Raw genomic sequence first — 22,902 nt, 5'->3', positions numbered from 1 at the left:
TTTATCTCACTTTTGGATAAGGCATGATATCCCGCTGTTTTACGTCTGCTTTTTTCGATGGGGGAACTGCATTGGTGCCCCGCATCAGGTATTGCCATCCGAAGCGGTTTTTGATATTGTCTATGGCCTGATACAGGGAGATCATTTCCTGTGTATCATCGAACAGACTGATCTGGTGGTTGCCATGTACGAGGTGACTGAAACGTACCCCTATCAGACGGATCAGCAATCTTCTGTCATATAGTTTGGTAAACAGTTCCTTTACCTTTTCCAATAGCACATGATCGCTGCTGGAATAGGGGATGGTCATCTGTTTGGTAACGGTCTCGAAATCGGAGTAACGGATCTTGACGGTCACGCAACCGGTGAGTTTGTCCTGTTGCCTGAGTTCGAAGGCTATTTTCTCCGTCATACGTACAAGTTCTGCATGTATGAACTGCATATCGATGGTGTCGGTATGGAAGGTATTTTCGGTAGAAATAGATTTTTGTTCGTGGTAGGGGACAACGGGAGATTCATCGATACCATTGGCTTTGTTCCATAGGGAGATACCATTCTTCCCCAGCCATGCTTCCAGCAGGGAGAGCGGTATTTCACTCAGGGTTTTTACGGTTTCTACTCCGCGGCGGCGCAGCTGGCTGGCTGTTTCCTTACCCACCATGGGGAGTTTTTCCACCGGCATCGGTGCGAGGAAAGACTTTTCATTTCCAAAGAGGATTTCCAGCTGACCATTTGGTTTAGCCTCATTGGTAGCCACTTTGGAGATCATTTTATTGGATGCGAGTCCGAAGGAAACGGGCAGTTGGGTTTCCCGCATAATATGCTGGCGTAGCTCGGCGGTCCATTTCATGGAACCGAAGAATTTGTCCATACCGGTAAGGTCGAGATAGAACTCGTCTATGGATGATTTCTCATACAGGGGCGCTTTATCAGCTATGAGTCCGGTTACTTCCCGGGAGATCTGGCTGTATTTTTCCACGTCGCCTCTTCTGACAATGGCGTGCGGACATAATTTAAGTGCAACCTTCATCGGCATGGCAGAGTGAATACCATAGCGGCGGGCTTCGTAGCTGCAGGCAGCCACTACGCCCCGATCACTCATACCTCCGACCAGCAGTGGTTTTCCTTTCAGGCTGTTATCGTCCCTGCACTCCACTGATACGAAGAAGCTGTCCATGTCAAAATGAGCGATGGACCTGTGTTGCAAAGAAATCATACAAGTTAATAATGGTCATGAATGATGATCCCTGTGAACCCTCATATGTGACAAATTTACTAATAATTTTAGTCGATACTAATTTTATTAGCAGGATTAACAATTAATAACAAATTGGCGGAGGTAATGGTTATTTATAAGGGTACAATATGCGGGTACGCTATTTGACCACATACTTTCAAACAAAACACTTTCTCATGAAAAAGCCTGATATTGGCCAGGAGCTGCTGTTATTGTTATTATTGGTGTTGCCGATGGTTTATCTGGGAATCATCTGGCCTTCCCTACCGGGTGTTATGCCGACTAACTTCAGTGTAAATGGAGTGGCAGACCGCGTTGGCAGCAAGGGGGACTTTCTTTTACTGATGACCTTTTTATTCCTTACTAATCTATTGTTATACTTTTTGTTCAGGTACATTCCGCATGTGGAAGACGAGACCGATCTCCATCATCAGGAGATGACGTTATTCCAGCGGAAATACTATCAGATCCGGTTTATGATCCACATTTATCTGGCAATCTTTACGGCTGCGATCATTTTTATGGCCAGTCAGGGACATCCGTTTGTAATAGAGCGCTGGGTATTTACGGGTACGGGGCTGCTAATCGGTGTAATTGGCCTTTTCCTGCGTAAGGTAGAGCCTAACTATTTTGTTGGGGTAAGGACACCCTGGACATTAAAAAGCGAGGAAATCTGGCGGGAAACACATGCATTTGCGGGTACACTATGGGTATGTACCGGTGCTGCGACCATTGTTGCCGGATTCTTCCTGCCGGTGGTAACAGGTACCTTCCTGTTGATTTTCATAGGGGGGATACTGGCAGCGTTGCCATACATTTACTCTTATCGTCTTTTCTATACAGATAAGGGATAGCAGCAAAAAGTGGTCTACAAATAAAAAGCAGAAGCCGCCCCAATTGTCCGGAGGCGGCTTCTGCTTTTATGTTTTGTTATGTGCTCAGATTAGAACCATCCTCTGCCGGCACCCATTGCTGTCCATGGCCATGGAACGCGTGCAGCCAGAATAACCAGCGCAAGCAGGAAGAATATCAGGGACAGTTTGTGTCTCTGTGCATCAGAAGTTGCTTTCTTTACTTTAGAACGGCCGATGTGTACAAGAGCGATAGCTATGATAGCTGCAAAAGCGTGTTCTACGGCGAAGTAACGGTATGGCGCCTGGCGCATTACTTCTCCACCCATTGATTGAAATGCTTTCATCGCCATTGGGCTGATGAAATACAGTACGAGCCCTACCAATAACTGAATATCGAGAGAGATCATAAAGAAAAGGCCTGCTTTTTTATCAGCGCCGGTGTAAGCTGAATTGCCACTAACGCCTTTTATTGCGCGGATGATTGCCCATATACCGGTCAACACAATTGCCCATCTTAACAGCGAGTGAATAGTTACCAAGGTGTCCATAATAAATATTGAGTTGGATTTTACGATTTTACGGGGCAAAAATAAGTTAAGCTTACCGGAATATATTTGGTAATTATAAAATTATATGCTAATTTTGTTAGTAATGTACTAAATTATTTAGATTATGTCCATAGTATGCCGCAATCTGAAGTTCCTGCGCAAGCAGAAAGGCTGGACGCAGCAGGAGTTTGCCGATAAATTAGGTATCAAACGCTCTCTGCTCGGTGCTTACGAAGAAGAACGCGCAGAACCCCGCACAGAAGTACTGGAACTGGTCAGTGACATGTTCCGTATATCCATTGATGATTTGTTACGTCGCGATGTAGGCTCTCAGAAGGAAAGCTTCCTTGAAAAACGCAGGCAGCAGAAAATGGGCAGCGACCGTCAGGTGATTGAGTTCGTACCCGTAAAAGCAGCAGCTGGTTATCTCGCCGGCTATAACGATGATGAATTTATCGAAGAGCTGAATACTTTCACTTTACCTATGATGGGCGCCGGTAATTACAGGGCTTTTGAAATAGCAGGAGATTCCATGCTGCCAACGCCTTCCGGTTCTGTGATCGTATGTCACAAAGTAGATGGCTGGGAAGAGATCCGTAATAATGAAGCTTATATCGTTGTGACGAATCGCGAAGGTATTGTGTACAAGCGCGTGCTGAAAACCAACCGTAGTAAAAATAAGCTGACACTTGTGTCTGATAACCCGCAGTATGAACCTTATGCTGTTGGTATGGAAGATGTACTGGAACTCTGGCAATCAGATGCTGTTATCAGTAAAAGTGGTCAGCAGAGCCGTCTTAGTGTAAATCATCTGGCTGATATGGTGAGCCATCTGCAGGATCAGGTGAGTATGCTGAAAAAGCGTATTAAAGACTGATGATGGACTGAGTTTTCAACAGCAATGTTCGTAGTAACCCCACAGCTTGTGAAATGATTCGTTGAAAATATTAACGGCGAATGGTTATCTGATTGCAGATAGTCATTCGCCGTTTTGTTTGCGTGTGATGTGGATTGGCAGTAATGATTTGATTTTGTGGATAGAAAGAGTGATGTGGCAGGTGTATTTGTTGGCAGGCTGGAATTAGTATGTATGATAATGTACACCGGAAGTAATGATTTGATGTTGCGGATAGAAAAGATGGATGCGTTAGATGGTCTGTGTTAATGCAGATGCACTTATCGAAAGGGAGAACTGGTTTATAACAAACAATAGACCGATGACAATTGCGCTGTCAGCAACAGTACATGACTGTACAATTAATATCTAAACAGGTATTTGATACCAATGTACCGCTGCATAATAACTAAACAATCACCAGATTTCAGCCGCAGCTCTGAACGTATTACAATGTGCATTCACAATATCCCTGATCTCTGTGGAATATCCTCCTCCCATAGCTACCGCACAAGGAATACCGTGCTGCTTTAACAGCTGAAACACCATTTCATCCCGTCTGCGGCAACCTTCATGCGTTACCTGCAATTTTCCATACCGGTCTGTTTGCAGGATATCCACTCCCGACAGATAAAAAACAATATCAGGTTTTACTTTATTGATCAGTACAGGAAGACACTCACCTAATGTACGCAGATAATCGGCATCATTCATACCATCCGGTAAGGGGACATCCCAATCGGATACTTCTTTATGAAAAGGATAATTATGCGCACCATGCATACTGAAGGTATATACTTCTGGTCTGCCTTCAAATAATGCCGCAGTACCATTTCCCTGATGTACATCCAGATCAATGATCAGTACCTTCTTTACGAGTTGCTGATGCAGCAGATAGTTTGAAGCGATAGCAAAATCATTCAGCAGGCAAAACCCTTCTCCACGGTCTGCAAAGGCATGATGTGTACCGCCAGCCACATTCAAAGCAACACCGTGTTCCATGGCATGTAATGCACAATCGATCGTACCCTGACTGATGACGATCTCCCGTAAGGTTAATGCGGGGGATTGCGGCAGACCAATACGTCTTTGTTCCTTATCAGATAATGTCTGATATTGCAGCTGGTGCCAGTAATGGGCAGTATGTGTCAGCAGGATAGTGGCTTCTTCAGCCGGAGCGGGTATATGTAGCTGCTGTTCACTGATAATACCCTCCCGTAGCAACTGTGCAGGAATCAGTTCATATTTGACCATTGGAAAGCGATGACCTTCAGGAAGCGGATGTGCAAATATGGGATCGTAGGCAACCAGCATTAATTGACTTTTAAGACGCTGTTTTCAGCAATAACAAATACTGCCTCATCAAGTGCAGGTTCTAAGGTAGCGAGGCCCGTAAAACGGCCGAAAGCAGGTAATATGCTGCAATGTTTCCCGAAGTAGAAGCAGGGTAGCCGCAAACGTTGTCTGCCGGCGCCGGCTACCACCACACCGGGGTGCAGGTGACCGGAAAAAGTATAGCCGGGTGTATCGCCTTCTTCGCAAGGCTCATGCACAAAATGTATATCACGGATACACAGCGTATCAAACACCTCGAGATTCAATGTAGCATATACAGCATCGGGCAATATATCGTGATTGCCTTTTACCAGTTTGAAAGAGATATTGCCAAACTGCTGCCGCCAAAGCCTGAAATAGGCGACGTCATTATTTTCGCGACTATGAAACATATCGCCTACAATGATAATCTGTGACGGGTTGTAAGCAGTAATCAGCAGCTGCAGCCGGTACAGGTCATTCTGCCCGATATTGGCAGGAACGGCGATCCCTGCTTTCCTGAAATGTGTGCCTTTCCCCAGATGCAGATCTGATACTATCAACGCCTGTTCTTCCTGCCAGAAAATAGCCCTGTGTGGCGATAAATGCCAGGTCTGGTCCTGGTATCTGTAAATCACATCCTCCATATCTTCGGTAAAACTACATTATCCCTGCAAAACTAAAACTGCGGACGCATTTTTTTGATCCTGTCCTCCAGTTTTTCGCTGGTCAGGTTTTCTCTTAAACTATCGACTTTTATCGGGAAGCAGAAAGGGGTCAGACTTTCCGGTTCTGTAATGATGATATTGCTGTTGTAAATACGGTCCAGACTTTCCCGTAAACGGGCTTCTTCCATCTGATAGAAAAAGGCCTCATTGAATGCCTGTCGTAACAGCAGGTTCTGCGGATCATAATCCTTGAACACATTGAATAATAAAGACGCCGATGATTGCAGATGCCGGCTGGCTTTATGTTTACCGGGATATCCCTGAAAGATCAGTCCCGCAATGACTGCAATGTCCCTGAACTTCCTGCGCGCCATTTCTGTTGAGTTCACACTGGCCTGCAGGTCAAGGGTCAGATTCTCCAATGAGAAAAGATCATGCACATCGCCTTCACTTACAGGAATAGGCTGATCTGACAACAGTTCAAAACCATAATCATTCATGGCCATGGAAAAGGTGATGGGTTGTCGCTTACTGATACGATAGGCCAGCAGTGCCGCCATTACTTCATGTACCAGTCGTCCTTCAAAGGGATAGACGAACATGTGATACCCATCACGGGTGGTGATCATTTCGATCAGCAGTTCATTGTCTTTGGGTATGTGAGACAATTGTTCCTGCAGATCAAACAGCGGCTGTAATATTTTGATCTCCGGCATGTCGGATCTGCCGGATAATGCTTCGTTATAAGTGCGGCGCAACATTTTACCCAGATTGGCTGAAAGGGGTAAACGTCCTCCCATCCAGCTGGGTACAATCGCCCGTTTGGCATTGGATTTACGTACCAGTACTGTCATGTCTTTGATCATGACAAATTCCAGTGTACGTCCGCCGAGACTGAATGCATCTCCGGGTTGCAGACGGGCAACAAACCATTCTTCTATCATGCCAATGAAACCGCCACTCATGAATTTCACTTTCAACATGGCATCACTCACAATCGTACCGATATGCAGCCGGTGGCGCATCGCCAGCATACGGCTCCGGCAGATGAAAAAGTCACCTTCCCTCTCCAGCTTTTTGAACTCATCATAGCTGTAAAGTGCGTCTCCGCCAGTGCTTAGAAATGCCAGCATCCATGCCCATTCGTCTTCTGTAACATCACGGAAACAGAAGGTATTGGTAATTTCCTCCCATATTTCAGTCGCATGAAACCCATCAGAAATGCCCAATGTCATCAGGTATTGCAGCAAGACGTCGTAAGCTAATACGATCGGTATGCGGCTTTCTACCAGCTGTTCTTCCATAGCTGCTTTCAACGCGGCCGCTTCTACCAGTTCCAGACTGTGGGTAGGCAGGAACCATATTTTACTGGTGGCTCCCGGCTGGTGACCGCTTCGGCCTGCACGTTGCAGAAAACGGGCGACTCCCTTCGGACTACCCACCTGAATAACAGTATCTACCGGCCGGAAGTCTACGCCAAGGTCGAGACTGGATGTACAAACTACCGCTTTCAATACACCGGTATGTAATGCCTCTTCCACCCACACGCGTAATTCCATATCAATGGAACCATGGTGGATGGCAATAGCGCCTGCCAGTTCAGGGCATTGTCTTAATATTTCCTGATACCAGATCTCCGTCTGGGAACGTACATTCGTGAATATGAGTGTCGTCTTGCTGTTCATAATCACCGGCAGCGCCTTATACAGCAATTTGGTGCCTAAATGACCAGCCCACGGAAACTTTTCAATTTCATCTGGTAAGATGCTTTGCAATTCGATCTTCTTATCCAGTTTCGCGCGTACAATGACCGCCTCCTGATCCGGCTGACCGAGCAGTACATCCAGTGCTTCATCAAGATTGCCGATCGTCGCGGATATACCCCATACCTTTAGTGGCGGACGACCTGCCTTTTTAGCCAATCCACGGAGCCTGCTAAGCCCCAGTTCCACCATAACGCCGCGTTTGCTGCCCAGCAACTCATGCCATTCATCTGCAACAACAGTCGTCAGGTGTGTAAAGACTTTGGGATATTCTTTTTGGCCCATCAGCAGGTGCAGACTTTCTGGTGTGATGAGCAGGATCTCCGGCATCATCTTCTTTTGCTGCTGACGCGTAGCAATAGGCGTATCCCCACTACGGATGCCTACCTGCCATGGCATATTGAGTTCCTGCAATACCTCCTCCATCGCACGGGCAATGTCTTTTGCCAGTGCACGTAGCGGAGTGATCCACAGCATCTGCAGACCATTCTTTGTTTTTTGCTGATAATCCTCCGGATGTTTATTGATCCAGTCGATTACCACACCCAGAAAAAGTGAGAAGGTTTTACCGTAACCGGTAGGGGCGTTGACAAGGCCTGATTTGCCCTGCATGTAATATTTCCAGGCTTCTTCCTGGAAAGTAAAGGGCTTTCTGTCTCTTGCAGCCAGCCATTCTGTAATCACCTGCCATCCACGCGCTTTGTTTTTCATCAGTTGATGAAATTAGTGAAAAACGGAGAAATGGGCAAAGCTGCTTTTGGATATTGGCGGTTATGCCGGAAATGGGGTCTGCGTAATAACAACCCAGTATTTATCCTCTGAGTTCATCCAGCCGTACTTCATCTTTACTTATCTGCAGCTGATGCATAATACCACACTTCAACGCATAGTTATCTTTCTGATGTCCTACCGGAAATCCAAAGCACACCGGATAGGTAGTATCCTTTACTTTCTCCATCACGATATCATAGACGGTGCGTCCGAATTCTTCTCCCGGATCGTCTGGTTTGATACGGTTGAAACCTCCGATGATCAGTCCTGCGAGATGGTCGAGTTTCTGCGCACGCTGCAGACTGTTAAACATGCGGTCAAGGCTGTACAGGTATTCACCCACCTCTTCGAGGAACAGTATTTTGCCGATGGTATCCACTTCTGAATGAGTGGCCAGTACACTCTGGATCATAGACAGATTACCACCTATGAGTACACCTTTGGCAATGCCTGTTCTGTTGCGGGAGTCAGAGAAGGTGGTGTAATGCAGTTGTTGCCCGATCAATGCATCTCTGATGGAAGAGATGGTTTGTTGTACGATTGGTTCTGCTTTGTTATAGTCATCAGGGAAACTGTTACACATTTTAGAATGCAGTGTCGCAATGCCATACAGGCGATTGATATGACAATGTAATACGGTGATATCACTGAAACCGATCACCCATTTAGGCTGTTGTATAAAGTGAGAAAAGTCAAGCTGGTCTACAATACGCGCGCTGCCATAACCACCCCGTGCACACATGATGGCTTTTATGGATGGATCGTCGAGCATTGCCTGCAGATCCTGTTGGCGCTCTTTATCCGTACCGCCAAAGCTGAAATCTGCTTTATTAACGGTAGTACCTATACGTATTTTAAAGCCCCAGCTCTCCATAATGCGGATAGCCGGTTTAATTTCTTCCAGTGTAATATGTCCGGCAGGGCAGGTAATGCCGATCAGGTCACCCGGTTTAAGGTAGGGAGGGATCAGCAGTCTTTCTTCATGTAGGGGTAATGCTGCAGCGGCCTGTTGTAAACGTGTCAGTGCGGGGAAAGTGGTAAGCCCCGCGGTGGTGGCCAGAGCTGACAGGAAATGTTTGCGATTCATAACAGGAAAGTAAGCATTATTTGAATAAGGAAGTGGCCTGTTTTTTGTCTTTCTTTGTGTAAAAGAATTACTATGAAACACCTTTACTTTCTTGCGGCGGCATGTATGATCATGACGGTGCCGGCCTTTGCACAGAACGCGTGGAAGATCCAGCCTGGTGAATATATCGGGAATACAAAACTGGGGGAAAAAGTAGAAGAGATGTCCAAAGAGCTTGGCAATGCAGATGGTGGAGACGCCGCTATGGGAAAAGCATGGAGCTTTTGGTACAGTCGCAAAAAAGATGATAGTATTGACTCCTCCAGATTCCTCGCTGTCTACTCCGTGAGAGAAGAAGCAGATGGTAAAGAAGCGATGGTCGTAAAACAGGTACGTGTAAATACCGCTTCCTTTAAAACGTCAAGGGGATTAAAAGTCGGTAGCGCTTACATCGAGATCAAAAAACTGTTCCCTGCTATAAAAGTGGTCGCACAGTATGAAGACAGGGTAAGGGGAAAGAAGATCACCGTATACGACGTGCGTAACTCCGGTATCGCTTTTGAAATGACAGCCGAGAAAGGCAGAAAAGAAATCTGTTCTGCCATTACGGTACACCCCAAAGGAGAAAATGTGAATGCTTATATCCTCTTCCCCGGATATGAAGGCCTCAGACAATTACAAAATTAATATACCACTCTGTGTGTCGCCTTGATGACTGACATCACAAACACACTCTCCATGTGACGGATATTATCCAGCTCGCCTAGCTTGTTGACATTAAACTCATGGTAGGCGAGCATGTCTTTTACCTGCACTTTGAGCATGAAATCAAACTGACCGGAGATATTCAGACATTCCATGACTTCCGGGAATGAGGTAATTTCTTTGATAAATTTGGAACCTGCCTTTTTACCATGTTCTTTAAGGGAGATATAACATAATACAGTCAGGGCTTTGTCGATCTTGCTGGGGTCAACGATTGCTGCATACTGCCTGATAACGCCAGCCTGCTCCATTTTACGGATACGTTCATAGACAGGGGTCGCACTCAGGTTCAGCTTTGCTGCCAGGTCACGGATAGTCATCTTTGCATCTTCTTCCAGCAATTGCAGAATTGCTATATCCTTTTCATCCAGCGCAATGTTGTCGGTGGTACTGTCTTTTTTGTTATTGCCCAGGTTGTTCATATCAGTATAGAATAATGTTCCAATTAGAATGCAATATTAAGTACAATATACTAATTTGATTCAATAATCCCTGCCTTTTTCTTATTGTTTGTGCATTTGCAGTAGTTGCTGTAAATCAGTGAGTGTGTTGATCTCAGCTACCGGTTTATCCTTCCGCCAACGTAATATCCGGGGAAAACGCAAGGCCACACCGGATTTATGCCTGTTGGAGGCCGCAATCCCTTCAAAACCGATCTCAAAAACCAGCTCCGGTTTCACTGTTCTCACCGGACCAAACTTCTCAAGGGAATTCCGCTTTACCCAGTTATCCACTTCATTGATCTCTTTGTCTGTCAGACCGGAATAAGCTTTTGTAAATGACACCAGTTGATCCCCATCGCGAACAGCAAAAGTGTAGTCTGTGTATAAGTTGGATCGTCGGCCATGTCCTTTCTGCGCATATATCATGACCGCATCTATCGTCAGCGGATCTATTTTCCACTTCCACCAGTCTCCTCTTTTACGCCCCACCTGATAGGCGGAGTCCAGCTTTTTCAGCATCAGTCCCTCGCTGCCTTTTTCTCTTGCCTGCAGGCGAAACGCCGCCAGTTCGCCCCAGTCATGAAAAGTAATGGCAGGAGAGAGGCGAAGGGCAGGATGATTGATCTTTTCCACCAGTTGTTCCAATAACTCGCGGCGTTCCTGCAGGGCAGTCGTCCGGATATCCTGTCCTTCCCATTCCAGCAGGTCATAACTCAGAAAGGCAACGGGTGCTTCCTGTAATTGTTTACGGGTAACATTCTTTCGGCCGATGCGCGTCTGCAGGGTTTGAAAAGGTAGTGGAAAGCCATTGGCGTAGGTCAGGATTTCTCCGTCCAGTACCGTGCCTTCCGGCAGCAATTCCAGTAAGGGTTGATATTCCGGAAACTTTTCCGTGATCAGCTCTTCCCCACGGGACCACACAAATAACTGTCCGTTGCGTTTGATGATCTGTCCGCGGATACCATCCCATTTCCATTCGGCCTGCCATTGTTCAGGCGTTCCCAGTTCAGCAGGGCCTGTTTCAAGGGCATAAGCGAGATAAAACGGAAAAGGTTTGGAAGCGTCCGCTTCTGTGATATTTTCGTTTAATAATGCCTCCATGGTGGTTTTCTGGGGATCCCAGTTACCGCTGATCATATGCGAAATAGTAGCCGCCGGTATATCATAGGTATCTGCCAGCGCATTCACCATCATCTTCTGTGATACCCCGATACGGAAGCCGCCAGTGATCAGTTTATTAAATACAAAGCGTTCGCTGGTATCCAGTTCTTCCCATGCTTTGAGGATAAAGGTCTGTTTAGTGGTTTCTTCCGCTTTTTCCAGTTGTATCAGCTGGTCAATCCAGTAATGCAGGGGATGCACCGAAATGCTTTTTCCGGGAGGCAATAGTAATGCAATGGTTTCTGCCAGATCTCCCACAGTATGATAACACTCTTCATATAGCCAGGCAGGTAAACCGGTCATCTGCAGGCACCAGTTACTGAGTTGTGTTGCATTGACGGTACGTTTGGGCCGGCGCCCGGTAAAGAGTGCCAGTACCCACAACCTGTCGGCTGCATCGGCGGTGGCCATGTATTTGCTGAGCGCATCCAGTTTCTCGTTGGTTTTGGTACTGTTGCTCAATATTCTGATGAGTGTGGCAAATTCTTTCATAACCTGACTTTATTGCTCATTGGAAGTCGTTTCCGGTATATTCAGTTCTTCGTCGGTATCACCGTATTCAGTCTTTACTTCCTGCGCAGGAATACCATTTTCAGTCAGATAACGGGCAAAAGCGCTGCTGAAACCATGTGTGGTATAGACTTTTTCCGCACCTGTTGCTCTGACTGCCTGTAAGAGCCCTGTCCAGTCGGCATGATCAGAAAGGGCAAATCCTGCATCTGCATTACGCCGTCGCATATGTCCGCGTACCTGCATCCATCCGCTGCATACACCGAGTGCATAAGGATTGAACCGCCGCATCCATGAGGTATCGGCAGCAGATGGTGGTCCGATAATGAGATTGTTTTTATAGGCTGATGCCGGCGTTTCTGGTGTAATACGATGTATTTCCGGCAGGTCCCAGCCTTTCTCACGCAACAGCTGATGGGGAATATAGATCGCACCATGTGCCCAGATCTGGTCGGTCACATCGCGTAAATGGTAGAGCAGGCGCTGGGCTTTCCCAAGGCTGTATCCAAGGATCACACTGTTTTTACCTGCTGCCTGATTGTCATGTACCCACTGCCGGATATTACTGAAAATAACCGCTTGCGGTTGCCAGTTGTATATCGGCAGACCAAACGTGCATTCTGTAATGAATGTATTACAGGGTACCGGTTCAAATTGTCCTGAAATGCCATCATTTTCTACTTTATAGTCCCCGCTGAACACCCACACTTCATTGCCCTGTTGCACCCTGACCTGTGCGGAGCCGATAATATGACCGGCAGGATGCAGGGAAATACTGACCCCATTATAGCGTATCACTTCACCAAAGGCCGCCCCCTGTACGCTGATATCCTGTCCGAGCCGGAGCTGCAATAAATAAACGCTGTCGTGATGACAGAGATAATGCTTGCTGCCATAACGGGCGTGATCGGAATGTGCGTGGGTGATAACAGCCCTTTCCACGGGCTGCCAGGGGTCTATGTAGAAGTCGCCCGCCGGACAATAAATACCTTTGTCAGTGAATTGGAGTACCTGCATATAGAAGATGATACAATTTTCATGCAAATGACAGGGAAATTAGTCATTCAGTGGCAGTTATAGCAAGCGTGCTAACTATTACCACATAAAAAAAGAGTGTGCCGGGAAGACACACTCTTTTCATGTAAATGATATATAGAACAATGCTTACTGGAAATTCATCCTCACGTCTGCACTGTCATTCTTCTGAATAATATTGATGTTCTTGTTCTCAAAGTAATCAGGTATGGTGGAACCTTCTTTCAGGTATACCGGCTGATAGTTTAAGTTATTAAACACTTTTTTAGAAGGATCGTTGACACCACTGTTGAAGTAAACACCTTTATCAGTCAGCTGTTTCACGAAGTACCAGGTGAGTTCAAATCCTTTGAAAGCCATATCAGAAGGACGGGATTTGTACACACGTTTGAAGTAATCAGTGATATAGCGGCTGTAAGCATCCGTTTTATCATTGAAATACGGAGAGGTGTAGTAGATCTGCATATCCTTCAGTTCAGGTTCTTTGAACTTCATCACATCCCAGGTAGGCATACCATACACCTGAATAGGATAAGTAGCTGTCTGTACACTCAGTTTACGCAGGATGGCTTTTGCATTGGTTTCATCCAGTGCCGCTACTACGCAAAGGTTTGGGCGATCGGCGAGCAGGAACTGTGACAGTTCGCTATCAGTCATTGCATCACTCCATACCACTTCACGGATACGTGATTTTTTACCACTTTGCATTTTATCATAGTCCGCTTTGAAATCAGCTGCAAGGCGTTTTTCGAAAGGACTATTCTTATGGAACAGCAGGATATTCTTGTTGGAGAATGCCTCCTGCAGATAACGGTGCAGGGCTTCTCCGTGTGTTCTCAGCATGCTGTTGGTGATCAGCAGGAACGGATTTTCGGAGATACCGCCGTCATTCGGATAGGTGGCAGATACCAGATTGATTTGTTTGTCTTTCGCGATATTACTGAGTTCCTGAATTTCAGGTGCGCTTACTGCTGCAATGATCAGGTCAGTATTATCAAAAGCTTTATTTTTCTTCAGATCACCGATATCATGTGTTCTGGATTTACTGTCATAAACGAATACATTGAGTTTCACCCCCTGCTGTTGCAGGCTATCCAGCGCAAGCTGTGCACCTTCATAAAAATCAAGGCCTGACAGCACATAGCGTGGCAGTGTACGACCGGGGATTTCGGTACCATTGGTGAATACAGAATCAAGATAGAGGGGAGCGAAGAGTGCAACATTATACACATCTTTTTTTACTTCCCGGGCAAAGGCAGGTACATTAAATGGTGCTGCTTTTTCTTCCTTCTTTTTCTCTTCCTTTTTCTTCTCTTCCTCTTTAGGCTTTGTGACAGTTGTTGGCGGGGCAGTAGGGCTGCTGGTGCTGCTCTTGAACAGCGAACAGGCAGACAGCAGGACGGTCAGTGCACAGGCAGTGACTGTCAGACTGCATATTTTGGATTTACTCATAGCGATCATTAATTACAAAAATCGTTCCTGTATACAGCATAAGAAACGCTTAATGCCGCGGCTCAAATGTATAAGTGCCTCAGCATTAAGCGTTTCTAAATACGGTGTAAAGGCTTTATTCCCATTCGATGGTAGCCGGCGGTTTTGAACTGATATCGTACACCACACGGTTAATCCCTTTCACTTTATTGATAATATCATTAGACATTTTTGCGAGGAACTCATATGGCAGATGTGCCCAGTCGGCAGTCATACCATCTACAGAAGTCACGGCACGGAGTGCAACAGTGAATTCGTACGTTCTCTCATCTCCCATCACACCTACGCTCTGTACCGGCAACAGGATCGTACCTGCCTGCCATACTTTATCATAGAGTTCTGCTTCACGCAGTCCGTCGATATATACCGCGTCTGCTTCCTGCAGCATCGCTACCTTCTCCGGCGTGATTTCACCGAGGATACGGATAGCCAGACCGGGACCCGGGAAAGGATGACGGCCGAGGAATATTTCACTGATACCGATCTCGCGACCTACACGTCTTACTTCATCTTTGAAGAGGAAACGCAGAGGCTCAACCAGTCCCATGTTCATTTTCTCTGGTAAACCACCTACGTTGTGGTGAGATTTGATTGTAACGGAAGGACCATTTACAGAAACAGACTCGATCACATCAGGATAGATAGTACCCTGACCAAGGAAGGAGATGTCTTTCAGGAGGTTGGCTTCCTGCTGGAATACCTCGATGAACAGACGGCCAATGATCTTACGCTTCTTCTCAGGATCGCTCACGCCATTCAGTTCTCCGTAGAAGAGATCTTTTGCGTTTACGCCCTTTACGTTCAGACCCATATGTTTATAGGAATCCAGTACGTTTTCAAATTCGTTTTTACGGAGCAGGCCGTTATCCACGAATATGCAATACAGGTTGCTACCGATGGCTTTATGGATCAGTTCTGCCGCTACAGTGGAGTCAACACCACCGCTCAGCGCCATTACTACTTTCTTATTGCCTACCTGTGCTTTGATCTTGTCGATCGTTTCCTGTACAAAAGCTGCTGGTGTCCAGTCCTGTGTACATCCACAGATGTGTACCAGAAAGTTGCGCAGCAACTGTTTACCTTCCAGTGAATGCGTTACTTCCGGGTGGAACTGCAGACCCAGGATCGGGTGTTTGGCAACTGTTTCAGATTTGAAAGCAGCTACCGGGATGTTGTCGGTATGTGCGATGATCTCAAAACCTTCAGGCATCCTGACGATGGTATCTGAGTGGCTCATCCATACCTGGCTACGGGAAGAGATATCATACAGGAGCTTTTCTTCCTTGTTTCCGTGGTCCATAAAGGCACGACCGTATTCACGGATGGAGCTTTTAGCCACTTCGCCGCCAAATACTTTGGCTGTCAGCTGAGCGCCGTAGCACACACCCAGTACCGGTACTTTTGCCGCCATGGCAGCAATGTCAACGGTTGGAGCACCGGCATCGTTTACGGAAAACGGACTACCGGAAAGAATAATGCCTTTCACCGTGTCATCCCACTGAATAGGTGCGAGACAAGGCTTGATCTCACAATAAATGTTCAACTCCCTGATACTGCGTGCAATCAGCTGCGTGTACTGGGAACCAAAGTCGAGTATAAGTATCTTTTCTGTCATGGTGGTGCAAAGATAACGGCCAAATACGAAATCCCAAGTTTGAAAATGCGAATAGTCTGTAAGGGTTTGTTCTTATATTCGTGTAACACATGTTTTTTAATCGCCATTTTAAAACTCAACTAAATATCAACCAGCATGAAAAAAGTCCTTTATGTTTCAGGATTTGCCCTTCTATTGTTTGTCCTGCAGAGCTGCGGCGGCCCTCGCCTCAAAGGCAGCGGTAACGTCTCTACGGAAACCCGTTCAGTTACAGGCTCGTATAGCAAAGTAGCCCTGAAAGGGTCTATGGATGTGGAATTTACGCAGGGACCTGCTCAGGCAGCCATTATTGAGGCGGATGACAACATCCTGCCATATATAGAACTGAACGTACATGATGACGAGCTGGTAGTAGATCTGAAAGACGATGTTTCTATTAAGTCTCATCATGGCATCAAGATAAAAATAACAGCCCCCGATGTGTATCAGCTGTCTCTGTCGGGCAGTGGCAATATCGTGGTGACCAATACTCTGGAAAATTCCGAGCCGGTACGCTTTAAGCTGACTGGCGCGGGTAATGTGGTGGCAGCAGTGAACAGCCCACGGGTGATCGCTTCTTCTGCCGGTTCCGGCGACATCAAACTGACAGGCGAAACAAAAGATCTCGAGGTTAGTATGGCTGGAAGCGGTAATTTTGAAGGCGCAGAGCTGCATACAGAAAACACGAAAGTGACGATCGCCGGTAGTGGTAATGCAGATGTGCACGCCAGCCTGAAACTGAATGCAAAGATTGTAGGATCAGGAGACGTGAGCTATAAAGGAAGTCCGGAGGTCACCTCCAGTATTGCCGGCTCAGGGTCAGTACACAAAGATTAACAGCGACAAATTTTAATAAGGAAGCCAGACAGGGTAGCGTACAACGTGATAGCCTGTCTGGCTTTTGCTTTTTAAGCGAAAAGGGACAGGAATGTTAATAACTCATTATTCATTAATAGCGATACAATGGAAAAACCAGCAATGAATGCAGCAGATGTAGCACGTCAGCTGCGCGAGCCGGCAGGTGAAGACGGCATTAAGGTAGGATTGGCTATGAATAAGTCCAATGCCGCATTATATAATATGGTACTCGATTTTCTGGGACTCAAACCGCAGGACAGGGTACTGGAAATTGGTTTTGGGAATGGTTATTTCATTCCCGCATTATTTGAAAAAGAAGCAGCTATCCGCTATACGGGACTGGATATGTCAGATCTGATGGTAGAAGAGGCTACCCGTGCAAATGATGCACGTATCGTAAATGGTACTGTGGAACTGCACCTCGGGAAAGCGGAAGCCATGCCTTTTGCAGATGCTTCCTTCACAAAGGTATTCGCTGCGAATGTGTTGTACTTCTGGGACGATCCTGCTGTGGCACTCAGGGCCATATACCGGGTACTGGAAACAGGCGGAGAACTGATACTGGCTATCCGCTCAGCGGAGTCTATGATGCAGTTGCCATTCAGTGCGCACGGATTTACTTTATATAATGTAGAAGAAGCAGAAGCCCTCTTACAGAAAAATGGGTTTAAAGTAGCTGAAGTAATAACAGCAACGGAAGAAGCTAAAACACCGCAGGGTGGCGGAGCTACTGTTCAACTGGAGAATATTTGTTTACGGGGAATTAAAATTTAAGTACTCTTTAACATTTATAATACGGTTCAGATAGCATCTTTCAGCATCTTTGTGACTGTTATACAACTTATTAAGTCCTTTGGCCACGGTACTGCTGTAAACGAATGCAGAGGATATGGCAGTACCTGGCTAGGGCACAAGACACAGCGAAAAGCTGATGATCCGATAGCAGATAATTAATTACTTCTTTATAATTTACGGCCCGCCGGAAAGTGTCAACACCTTCCGGCGGGCATTTTTATTAAGGACGACAGCGATTCATATAACAAAAAAATATCTTTTACCTACAGTTGTTTTTCGTAAGTTTACGGCTTCAATTGTTGAACCTCCTATTCCTTTTATGATTGAACGACCTAAGATCCTGGTTGTATATTACACGCAAACAGGTCAATTAAAGCGAATCGTGGATACGGTATTAGGCCCTTTACAGGATAAAGCAACCATCGTATACGAAGAATTAAAACCAGTGAAACCATTTGAGTTCCCATGGAAAAAGCAGGTTTTCTACGATACGATGCCAGAAACGGTATTAGGAAAACCGGGTGCCATTGCTCCTCTGAAAGTGAACCCGGATGAGCACTTTGATCTTGTTATCCTGGCTTATCAACCCTGGTTCCTGTCTCCATCACAGCCTACGGCAGCATTTTTGCAGAGTGAATCAGCAGCACGTTTGCTGAAAGGTAAACCTGTGATCACTCTGATGGGATGTCGTAATATGTGGCTGAACGCGCAGGAAAGAGTAAAGGAATATCTGCATAAGGCAGGTGCACATCTGGTAGGCAACATTGTACTTGTGGATAAATCGCCTAACCTTGTCGCCCTGATCACGGTATTGAGATGGCAGTTCAAAGGAAAGAAAGAAGCAACCGCCCTGCTACCACCTGCAGGTGTACAGGAAGCTGATATTGTTGAATCCGTACGTTTTGCAGAACCGATCGCTAAAGTATTGGAAGACCGTCAGTGGGACGCATTACAACCCCGCTTGCTGGAACTGGGCGCTGTAGACCTGCTACCAAACCTGATCCTGCTGGAAGACAGAGGCATCAGGGCATTCCGCTACTGGTCAAAATTCATCAGTGCGAAAGGTGGTCCGGGCGCCAAAGAACGTCAGGGCAGAGTATCGATGTACAGAGGATTACTGCTGATCGGCATATTCGTATTATCTCCTATGGCCAAGATAACATCCATATTCAAACTCGCGTTAAATAAGGGTAAGCTCCAGGAAGATGTAAAATACTATAAAGGAATACATCTGCGCTAAGTCTTCGGGATTGGTCATGTGATCATAATTATGCACAATTATTGAAAGGGGACAACATGTAAACGACTGTTTTACGGTAATTTCCGTAGAGTATTCTATATTTACGGGCGTTTGTGTGTGAAAAAGTCGTAAAAAGGGGCAAACCGGACATTTGAGTAATTGACATAACCGAGATGGAATGACCTATCAGCTGAAAGACCGTGGAGCCTGCAATGGAAATATAAAAGGTTAATAATCAACAGCCAGTCTTTAAATGGAGGATGGGCATCTACTTATAATAAAACAGGAATCTATTTCAAATGAAGGAAGTTTATATTACAAGGCTAGCTAAGTTTTTGCCAAATGAGCCTGTAGGGAATGATGAAATGGAAAGCATTTTGGGCCTGGTGGACGGAAAGCCTTCCCGTGCCCGTTTGAGAATTCTGGGAAATAATAAAATCAAAACCCGTTATTATTCACTGGATAAAGAAGGTAAATCTACTCACTCAAATGCTGAAATGACAGCCACGGCTGTAAACAGTCTGTTTGACGATAAATTCCCCCTGAGCCAATTGCAACTACTGGCTTGCGGAACTACTTCTCCTGATCAGCTGCTGCCAAACCACGCCGCTATGGTGCATGGTTTGCTGAAATGCCAGCCGGTTGAACTGATCGCTGCTACAGGTGCATGTGCCGCTGGTATGCAGGCATTTAAATATGCCTGGATGTCCATCAAATGTGGTAACACCAACAATGCCGTTAGCTCCGGTTCTGAAAAATTCTCCAGCTGGATGCTGGCAGAAAAATTCGAACCCGAAGCTGAAAACCTGAAGCAACTGGAAAGTAATCCCATCATTGCTTTCGAAAAAGATTTTCTTCGCTGGATGCTGTCCGATGGCGCCAGTGCAGCCCTGTTCCAGGATAAACCAAACGAAGAGGGCCTGTCCCTGCGTGTAGACTGGGTAGAAATTGCCTCCTATGCACACGAACTGGAAACCTGTATGTATGCAGGTTCCATCAAAAATGAAGATGGCAGCACTACAGGCTGGATCGATATGACGCCAGACGAATGGGCACAGCACAGCGTGTTCTCCTTTAAACAGGATACCCGCCTGCTGGGCGCTAACATCGTTCCTTCAGGTGCTAAAATGTGGAAAGAACTGGTAGAACGTTACAATATCGACCTCGACAAACTGGACTACTTCCTGCCGCACCTGTCATCAGAATTCTTCCGCTTTAAAATTGATGAAGAGATCACCCGCCTCGGCGTACCTATCCCACAGGAAAAATGGTTTACCAACCTGACAAAAGTAGGTAACGTAGGTACCGCTTCTCCTTATCTGATGCTGGAAGAACTGCTGAACAATGATATGCTGAAGAAAGGCCAGACAATTGTGATGATGGTGCCGGAAAGCGCAAGATTCTCGTATGCATATGCACACATTACAGTAGTATAATCAGACTATTTATAATCAGGAATCAGGAATCAGGGATTGGCGGTAGTTTTAATCTGTTACCTTCACTTCATTGACTATTAAAATGGCAAGACCATTTATACTAAGTGATGCAATTGCTGAATTAATTGCTGATTCATCATTCCTGATTCCTCATTGAAAAGGAGCGCTAGCTCCTTTTCTCATAAAGTGCAGACACATGAAAAAAGAAGATGTTCCCCAGGATGGTAACAACATGCATGAAGGCAGTTTCAAGCAGTTGTTCTACGCGACTGACAATGCAGGCCAGTACGTACCGGTAACCAGCGTAGGCTGGGAACCTGAAAACGTCGCTATGCAACAGGCGTGGGAAGAAATCAATGAACGTGTGCAACAGGCCCGTGCCCGTGTGCTGGCCGGCGAAATCAGTCCGGTGGCATACTACATGGAAAAAACCATCATGGACTTACCCTTACTGGCCAGCTACGTAGGTAAGTTTCAATGGCAGGTAAAACGGCATATGAAACCGGCCGTATTTAACAAACTCGGTGATAGTATGCTGCGGAAATATGCAGCAGCATTTAAGATCACAGTGCAGGAATTGCAAAACATTAAATAAGCAGCGCCGGCCCCGCCGGCCCAATCAATATAAATTATTACCCAAAATGGATGAGGTTCTGGAAGTTATGAGTGATACGCAGTTTCATCACGCGCAGACAGCTCACTGTGAGAGTGGGGTCATTTCCAATATATTCCGTCACTACGGATTAGAGATCAGTGAGCCGATGGCATTCGGTATCGGTGCTGGTATCTTCTTTGGTCACCTGCCCTTCGTAAAAGTGAACGGTGTGCCGGGTACAACTTACCGTGTGGTACCGGGGGCGATCTTCAAAAGAGTCAGCAAACGCCTCGGTGTGAAGATAGCCTCACAGAGCTTCTCCAGTCCTCAGAAAGGAATGGAAGCACTGGACCGCGTACTGGAACAGGGCAGACCTGTAGGGCTGTTATCCAGCGTATACTACCTTCCATATTTCCCGCCGGCTTATCGTTTCCATTTCAACGCCCATAATCTGGTCGCTTATGGAAAGGAAGGCGGTAACTATCTCATCAGCGATCCTATTATGGAGCATGTAACAGAGATCGATCCAAAAAGCCTTGCGGAAGCCCGCTTTGCAAAAGGATTTCCCGCTCCTAAAGGAAAGATGTATTATCCGGTTGATGTACCAAAAGAAGTATCTTTTGCACAACCGATCCGTGATGGGATCAAACAGGCATGCAGTGATATGCTGAATATCCCTCTGCCGATGTTTGGTGTAAAAGGTATGCGCTTCCTCGCCAAAAGACTGAAGTATTATCCGGAGAAAGTCGGAGACAGAAAAGCCGTTTTATACCTCGGGAATATTATCCGTATGCAGGAAGAAATAGGCACCGGTGGCGCAGGCTTCCGTTTCATGTACGCCGCCTTCTTACAGGAAGCAGCCGGTATTCTCAGAAGAGATGAATTATCTGAACTGTCAGCGGAGCTGACCCGTATCGGTGATACCTGGCGCACTTTCGCATTCAATGCAGGCCGCGTATGTAAGAGCAGAAGCGCGAATAATGTATCATATGGCGAACTGAGTGAAATGCTGATGCAATGCGCAGCAGAGGAAGAAGTATTATTCCGGAAATTGTCGAAAGTGAAATTATAATGACCAGCATGCTGGTGCAGGATCTGCACAAAACATATAAAGGAGCGCTGGAACCATCTCTGAAAGGCCTTTCATTCAGCTTCCCCGAAGGAAGTATTGTTGGGTTACTTGGACCTAACGGAGCGGGGAAGACGACTACAATATCCATCTTATGCGGATTGGTAAAAGCAGATGCTGGTCAGGTACAGATATTTGATCAGGCGCAGAATACCGCCAACCGTGAAGCGATCAAAAAGCTGATAGGTGTAGTACCACAGCAGATCGCCTTGTTTCCACACCTTACAGCAATTGAAAACCTCGAGTATTTCGGTAACCTGTACGGACTGAAAGGTAAGCCTCTGCGTAGTCTTATCGATCAGTACCTGCAAGCGTTCGGACTGGAAAAAGCAGGCCATAAACAGGTGCATCATTATTCCGGTGGTATGAAACGCCGTACCAATATCATCGCAGCCATCTTACACCAGCCCCGTTTACTGATACTGGACGAACCGACTGCTGGTGTGGATGTACAATCGCGCACCATGATCCTGCAATTCCTGCGTGAATATAATCAGCAGGGTGTAAGTATTGTTTATACTTCGCATCTGCTGGATGAAGCACAAACCATCTGTAGCGAAGTGGTGATCATCGATGAAGGAAAGGCAGTGGTACAAGGCGGCACAGCAGAACTGATTGCAAGGCATGACGATTGCCGTAATCTGGAAGACGTGTTCCTGCATTACACAGGACATGCATTAAGAGACTAATAAAAA

21 protein-coding genes are annotated in these 22,902 nt (G+C 46.2%); 10 read left to right on the top strand and 11 right to left on the bottom strand.

Annotated elements, in window-relative coordinates; translation table 11 throughout:
* Position 1: 1 nt before the first annotated feature.
* A complete protein-coding gene (gene dinB, locus FEF09_RS02310) occupies positions 2-1,216 on the bottom strand; it encodes a DNA polymerase IV (protein ID WP_146303490.1) in 1,215 nt (404 codons plus the stop codon).
* Between the two features lie 197 nt (positions 1,217-1,413).
* Here dinB and FEF09_RS02305 point away from each other — a divergent pair, with 197 nt between their 5' ends.
* A complete protein-coding gene (locus FEF09_RS02305; RefSeq protein ID WP_186774164.1) occupies positions 1,414-2,091 on the top strand; it encodes an SdpI family protein in 678 nt (225 codons plus the stop codon).
* A gap of 89 nt (positions 2,092-2,180) precedes the next feature.
* Here the strand turns inward: FEF09_RS02305 and FEF09_RS02300 are convergent, their stop codons facing one another.
* Positions 2,181-2,639, bottom strand: coding sequence for a hypothetical protein (locus tag FEF09_RS02300; RefSeq protein ID WP_146303488.1), 459 nt, complete (start codon positions 2,637-2,639; stop codon positions 2,181-2,183).
* A 124-nt stretch (positions 2,640-2,763) separates the two neighbouring features.
* On the opposite strand from FEF09_RS02300, the gene FEF09_RS02295 reads away from it, so the two are divergent.
* Positions 2,764-3,516: an XRE family transcriptional regulator gene (locus FEF09_RS02295; RefSeq protein WP_146303487.1), complete on the top strand. Its 753-nt coding sequence runs from the start codon at positions 2,764-2,766 to the stop codon at positions 3,514-3,516.
* A 435-nt stretch (positions 3,517-3,951) separates the two neighbouring features.
* Here FEF09_RS02295 and FEF09_RS02290 read toward each other — a convergent pair whose 3' ends face one another.
* The 4 genes from FEF09_RS02290 to FEF09_RS02275 all read right to left on the bottom strand — a co-directional run bounded on the left by FEF09_RS02290 (position 3,952) and on the right by FEF09_RS02275 (position 9,137).
* Positions 3,952-4,848 (bottom strand): histone deacetylase, encoded by an 897-nt coding sequence (locus FEF09_RS02290; RefSeq protein WP_146303486.1) that lies wholly within the window; start codon positions 4,846-4,848, stop codon positions 3,952-3,954.
* Entirely contained in the window at positions 4,848-5,495 is a 648-nt protein-coding gene (gene pdeM / locus FEF09_RS02285; RefSeq protein WP_146303485.1) for a ligase-associated DNA damage response endonuclease PdeM, read from the bottom strand. The genes FEF09_RS02290 and pdeM overlap by 1 nt, the downstream gene beginning before the upstream one ends.
* A gap of 32 nt (positions 5,496-5,527) precedes the next feature.
* Complete coding sequence (locus FEF09_RS02280) at positions 5,528-7,990, bottom strand: ligase-associated DNA damage response DEXH box helicase (RefSeq protein WP_146303484.1); 2,463 nt, start codon at positions 7,988-7,990, stop codon at positions 5,528-5,530.
* Between the two features lie 100 nt (positions 7,991-8,090).
* Entirely contained in the window at positions 8,091-9,137 is a 1,047-nt protein-coding gene (locus tag FEF09_RS02275; RefSeq protein ID WP_146303483.1) for an LD-carboxypeptidase, read from the bottom strand.
* Positions 9,138-9,209: 72 nt separating this feature from the next.
* Between FEF09_RS02275 and FEF09_RS02270 the strand changes: the two genes are divergently transcribed.
* Complete coding sequence (locus FEF09_RS02270; protein WP_146303482.1) at positions 9,210-9,803, top strand: hypothetical protein; 594 nt, start codon at positions 9,210-9,212, stop codon at positions 9,801-9,803.
* Here FEF09_RS02270 and FEF09_RS02265 read toward each other — a convergent pair.
* The 5 genes from FEF09_RS02265 to guaA form a co-directional block, all read right to left on the bottom strand.
* Complete coding sequence (locus FEF09_RS02265; RefSeq protein WP_146303481.1) at positions 9,800-10,303, bottom strand: Lrp/AsnC family transcriptional regulator; 504 nt, start codon at positions 10,301-10,303, stop codon at positions 9,800-9,802. The two genes, FEF09_RS02270 and FEF09_RS02265, sit on opposite strands and share 4 nt — an antisense overlap.
* 81 nt (positions 10,304-10,384) lie before the next feature.
* Positions 10,385-11,977 (bottom strand): ATP-dependent DNA ligase, encoded by a 1,593-nt coding sequence (locus FEF09_RS02260; RefSeq protein WP_146303480.1) that lies wholly within the window; start codon positions 11,975-11,977, stop codon positions 10,385-10,387.
* Between the two features lie 9 nt (positions 11,978-11,986).
* Positions 11,987-13,012: a ligase-associated DNA damage response exonuclease gene (locus FEF09_RS02255; RefSeq protein ID WP_146303479.1), complete on the bottom strand. Its 1,026-nt coding sequence runs from the start codon at positions 13,010-13,012 to the stop codon at positions 11,987-11,989.
* A 147-nt stretch (positions 13,013-13,159) separates the two neighbouring features.
* On the bottom strand, positions 13,160-14,482 hold the full coding sequence (locus FEF09_RS02250) for an ABC transporter substrate-binding protein (RefSeq protein ID WP_186774163.1): 1,323 nt from the start codon (positions 14,480-14,482) through the stop codon (positions 13,160-13,162).
* Positions 14,483-14,597: 115 nt separating this feature from the next.
* Positions 14,598-16,136 (bottom strand): glutamine-hydrolyzing GMP synthase, encoded by a 1,539-nt coding sequence (gene guaA / locus FEF09_RS02245; protein ID WP_146303477.1) that lies wholly within the window; start codon positions 16,134-16,136, stop codon positions 14,598-14,600.
* Positions 16,137-16,271: 135 nt separating this feature from the next.
* Here guaA and FEF09_RS02240 point away from each other — a divergent pair, with 135 nt between their 5' ends.
* The 7 genes from FEF09_RS02240 to FEF09_RS02210 all read left to right on the top strand — a co-directional run bounded on the left by FEF09_RS02240 (position 16,272) and on the right by FEF09_RS02210 (position 22,896).
* Entirely contained in the window at positions 16,272-16,991 is a 720-nt protein-coding gene (locus FEF09_RS02240) for a head GIN domain-containing protein (protein ID WP_146303476.1), read from the top strand.
* Positions 16,992-17,117: 126 nt separating this feature from the next.
* Positions 17,118-17,786 (top strand): class I SAM-dependent methyltransferase, encoded by a 669-nt coding sequence (locus FEF09_RS02235; protein WP_146303475.1) that lies wholly within the window; start codon positions 17,118-17,120, stop codon positions 17,784-17,786.
* A gap of 403 nt (positions 17,787-18,189) precedes the next feature.
* Positions 18,190-19,047 (top strand): dialkylrecorsinol condensing enzyme, encoded by an 858-nt coding sequence (locus tag FEF09_RS02230; RefSeq protein WP_146303474.1) that lies wholly within the window; start codon positions 18,190-18,192, stop codon positions 19,045-19,047.
* Positions 19,048-19,346: 299 nt separating this feature from the next.
* Positions 19,347-20,483: a beta-ketoacyl-ACP synthase III gene (locus tag FEF09_RS02225; protein ID WP_012794414.1), complete on the top strand. Its 1,137-nt coding sequence runs from the start codon at positions 19,347-19,349 to the stop codon at positions 20,481-20,483.
* Positions 20,484-20,679: 196 nt separating this feature from the next.
* A complete protein-coding gene (locus FEF09_RS02220; RefSeq protein WP_146303473.1) occupies positions 20,680-21,078 on the top strand; it encodes a hypothetical protein in 399 nt (132 codons plus the stop codon).
* 46 nt (positions 21,079-21,124) lie between these two features.
* Positions 21,125-22,150: a BtrH N-terminal domain-containing protein gene (locus FEF09_RS02215; protein WP_146303472.1), complete on the top strand. Its 1,026-nt coding sequence runs from the start codon at positions 21,125-21,127 to the stop codon at positions 22,148-22,150.
* The gene (locus tag FEF09_RS02210; RefSeq protein ID WP_261387295.1) at positions 22,096-22,896 is read left to right on the top strand and encodes an ABC transporter ATP-binding protein; all 801 of its coding nucleotides are present in this window, start codon (positions 22,096-22,098) and stop codon (positions 22,894-22,896) included. The genes FEF09_RS02215 and FEF09_RS02210 overlap by 55 nt, the downstream gene beginning before the upstream one ends.
* Positions 22,897-22,902: the final 6 nt, after the last annotated feature.

The organism is Chitinophaga pinensis (assembly GCF_007896845.1).
GTDB lineage: Bacteria > Bacteroidota > Bacteroidia > Chitinophagales > Chitinophagaceae > Chitinophaga > Chitinophaga pinensis_C.
Note: the sequence above shows the minus strand (reverse complement) of the source record. Positions and strands in the feature narration are given on the sequence as shown.

Coding starts and splice junctions, on each gene's coding strand:
- FEF09_RS02250 (WP_186774163.1), bottom strand. CDS start 14,482: ATGAGTAAATCCAAAATATGCAGTCTGACAGTCACTGCCTGTGCACTG.
- FEF09_RS02280 (WP_146303484.1), bottom strand. CDS start 7,990: ATGAAAAACAAAGCGCGTGGATGGCAGGTGATTACAGAATGGCTGGCT.
- FEF09_RS02305 (WP_186774164.1), top strand. CDS start 1,414: ATGAAAAAGCCTGATATTGGCCAGGAGCTGCTGTTATTGTTATTATTG.
- FEF09_RS02275 (WP_146303483.1), bottom strand. CDS start 9,137: ATGAATCGCAAACATTTCCTGTCAGCTCTGGCCACCACCGCGGGGCTT.
- FEF09_RS02265 (WP_146303481.1), bottom strand. CDS start 10,303: ATGAACAACCTGGGCAATAACAAAAAAGACAGTACCACCGACAACATT.
- FEF09_RS02215 (WP_146303472.1), top strand. CDS start 21,125: ATGGATGAGGTTCTGGAAGTTATGAGTGATACGCAGTTTCATCACGCG.
- FEF09_RS02300 (WP_146303488.1), bottom strand. CDS start 2,639: ATGGACACCTTGGTAACTATTCACTCGCTGTTAAGATGGGCAATTGTG.
- FEF09_RS02210 (WP_261387295.1), top strand. CDS start 22,096: ATGCGCAGCAGAGGAAGAAGTATTATTCCGGAAATTGTCGAAAGTGAA.
- FEF09_RS02235 (WP_146303475.1), top strand. CDS start 17,118: ATGGAAAAACCAGCAATGAATGCAGCAGATGTAGCACGTCAGCTGCGC.
- FEF09_RS02255 (WP_146303479.1), bottom strand. CDS start 13,012: ATGCAGGTACTCCAATTCACTGACAAAGGTATTTATTGTCCGGCGGGC.
- FEF09_RS02270 (WP_146303482.1), top strand. CDS start 9,210: ATGAAACACCTTTACTTTCTTGCGGCGGCATGTATGATCATGACGGTG.
- FEF09_RS02220 (WP_146303473.1), top strand. CDS start 20,680: ATGAAAAAAGAAGATGTTCCCCAGGATGGTAACAACATGCATGAAGGC.
- pdeM (WP_146303485.1), bottom strand. CDS start 5,495: ATGGAGGATGTGATTTACAGATACCAGGACCAGACCTGGCATTTATCG.
- guaA (WP_146303477.1), bottom strand. CDS start 16,136: ATGACAGAAAAGATACTTATACTCGACTTTGGTTCCCAGTACACGCAG.
- FEF09_RS02290 (WP_146303486.1), bottom strand. CDS start 4,848: ATGCTGGTTGCCTACGATCCCATATTTGCACATCCGCTTCCTGAAGGT.
- FEF09_RS02225 (WP_012794414.1), top strand. CDS start 19,347: ATGAAGGAAGTTTATATTACAAGGCTAGCTAAGTTTTTGCCAAATGAG.
- FEF09_RS02260 (WP_146303480.1), bottom strand. CDS start 11,977: ATGAAAGAATTTGCCACACTCATCAGAATATTGAGCAACAGTACCAAA.
- dinB (WP_146303490.1), bottom strand. CDS start 1,216: ATGATTTCTTTGCAACACAGGTCCATCGCTCATTTTGACATGGACAGC.
- FEF09_RS02295 (WP_146303487.1), top strand. CDS start 2,764: ATGTCCATAGTATGCCGCAATCTGAAGTTCCTGCGCAAGCAGAAAGGC.
- FEF09_RS02240 (WP_146303476.1), top strand. CDS start 16,272: ATGAAAAAAGTCCTTTATGTTTCAGGATTTGCCCTTCTATTGTTTGTC.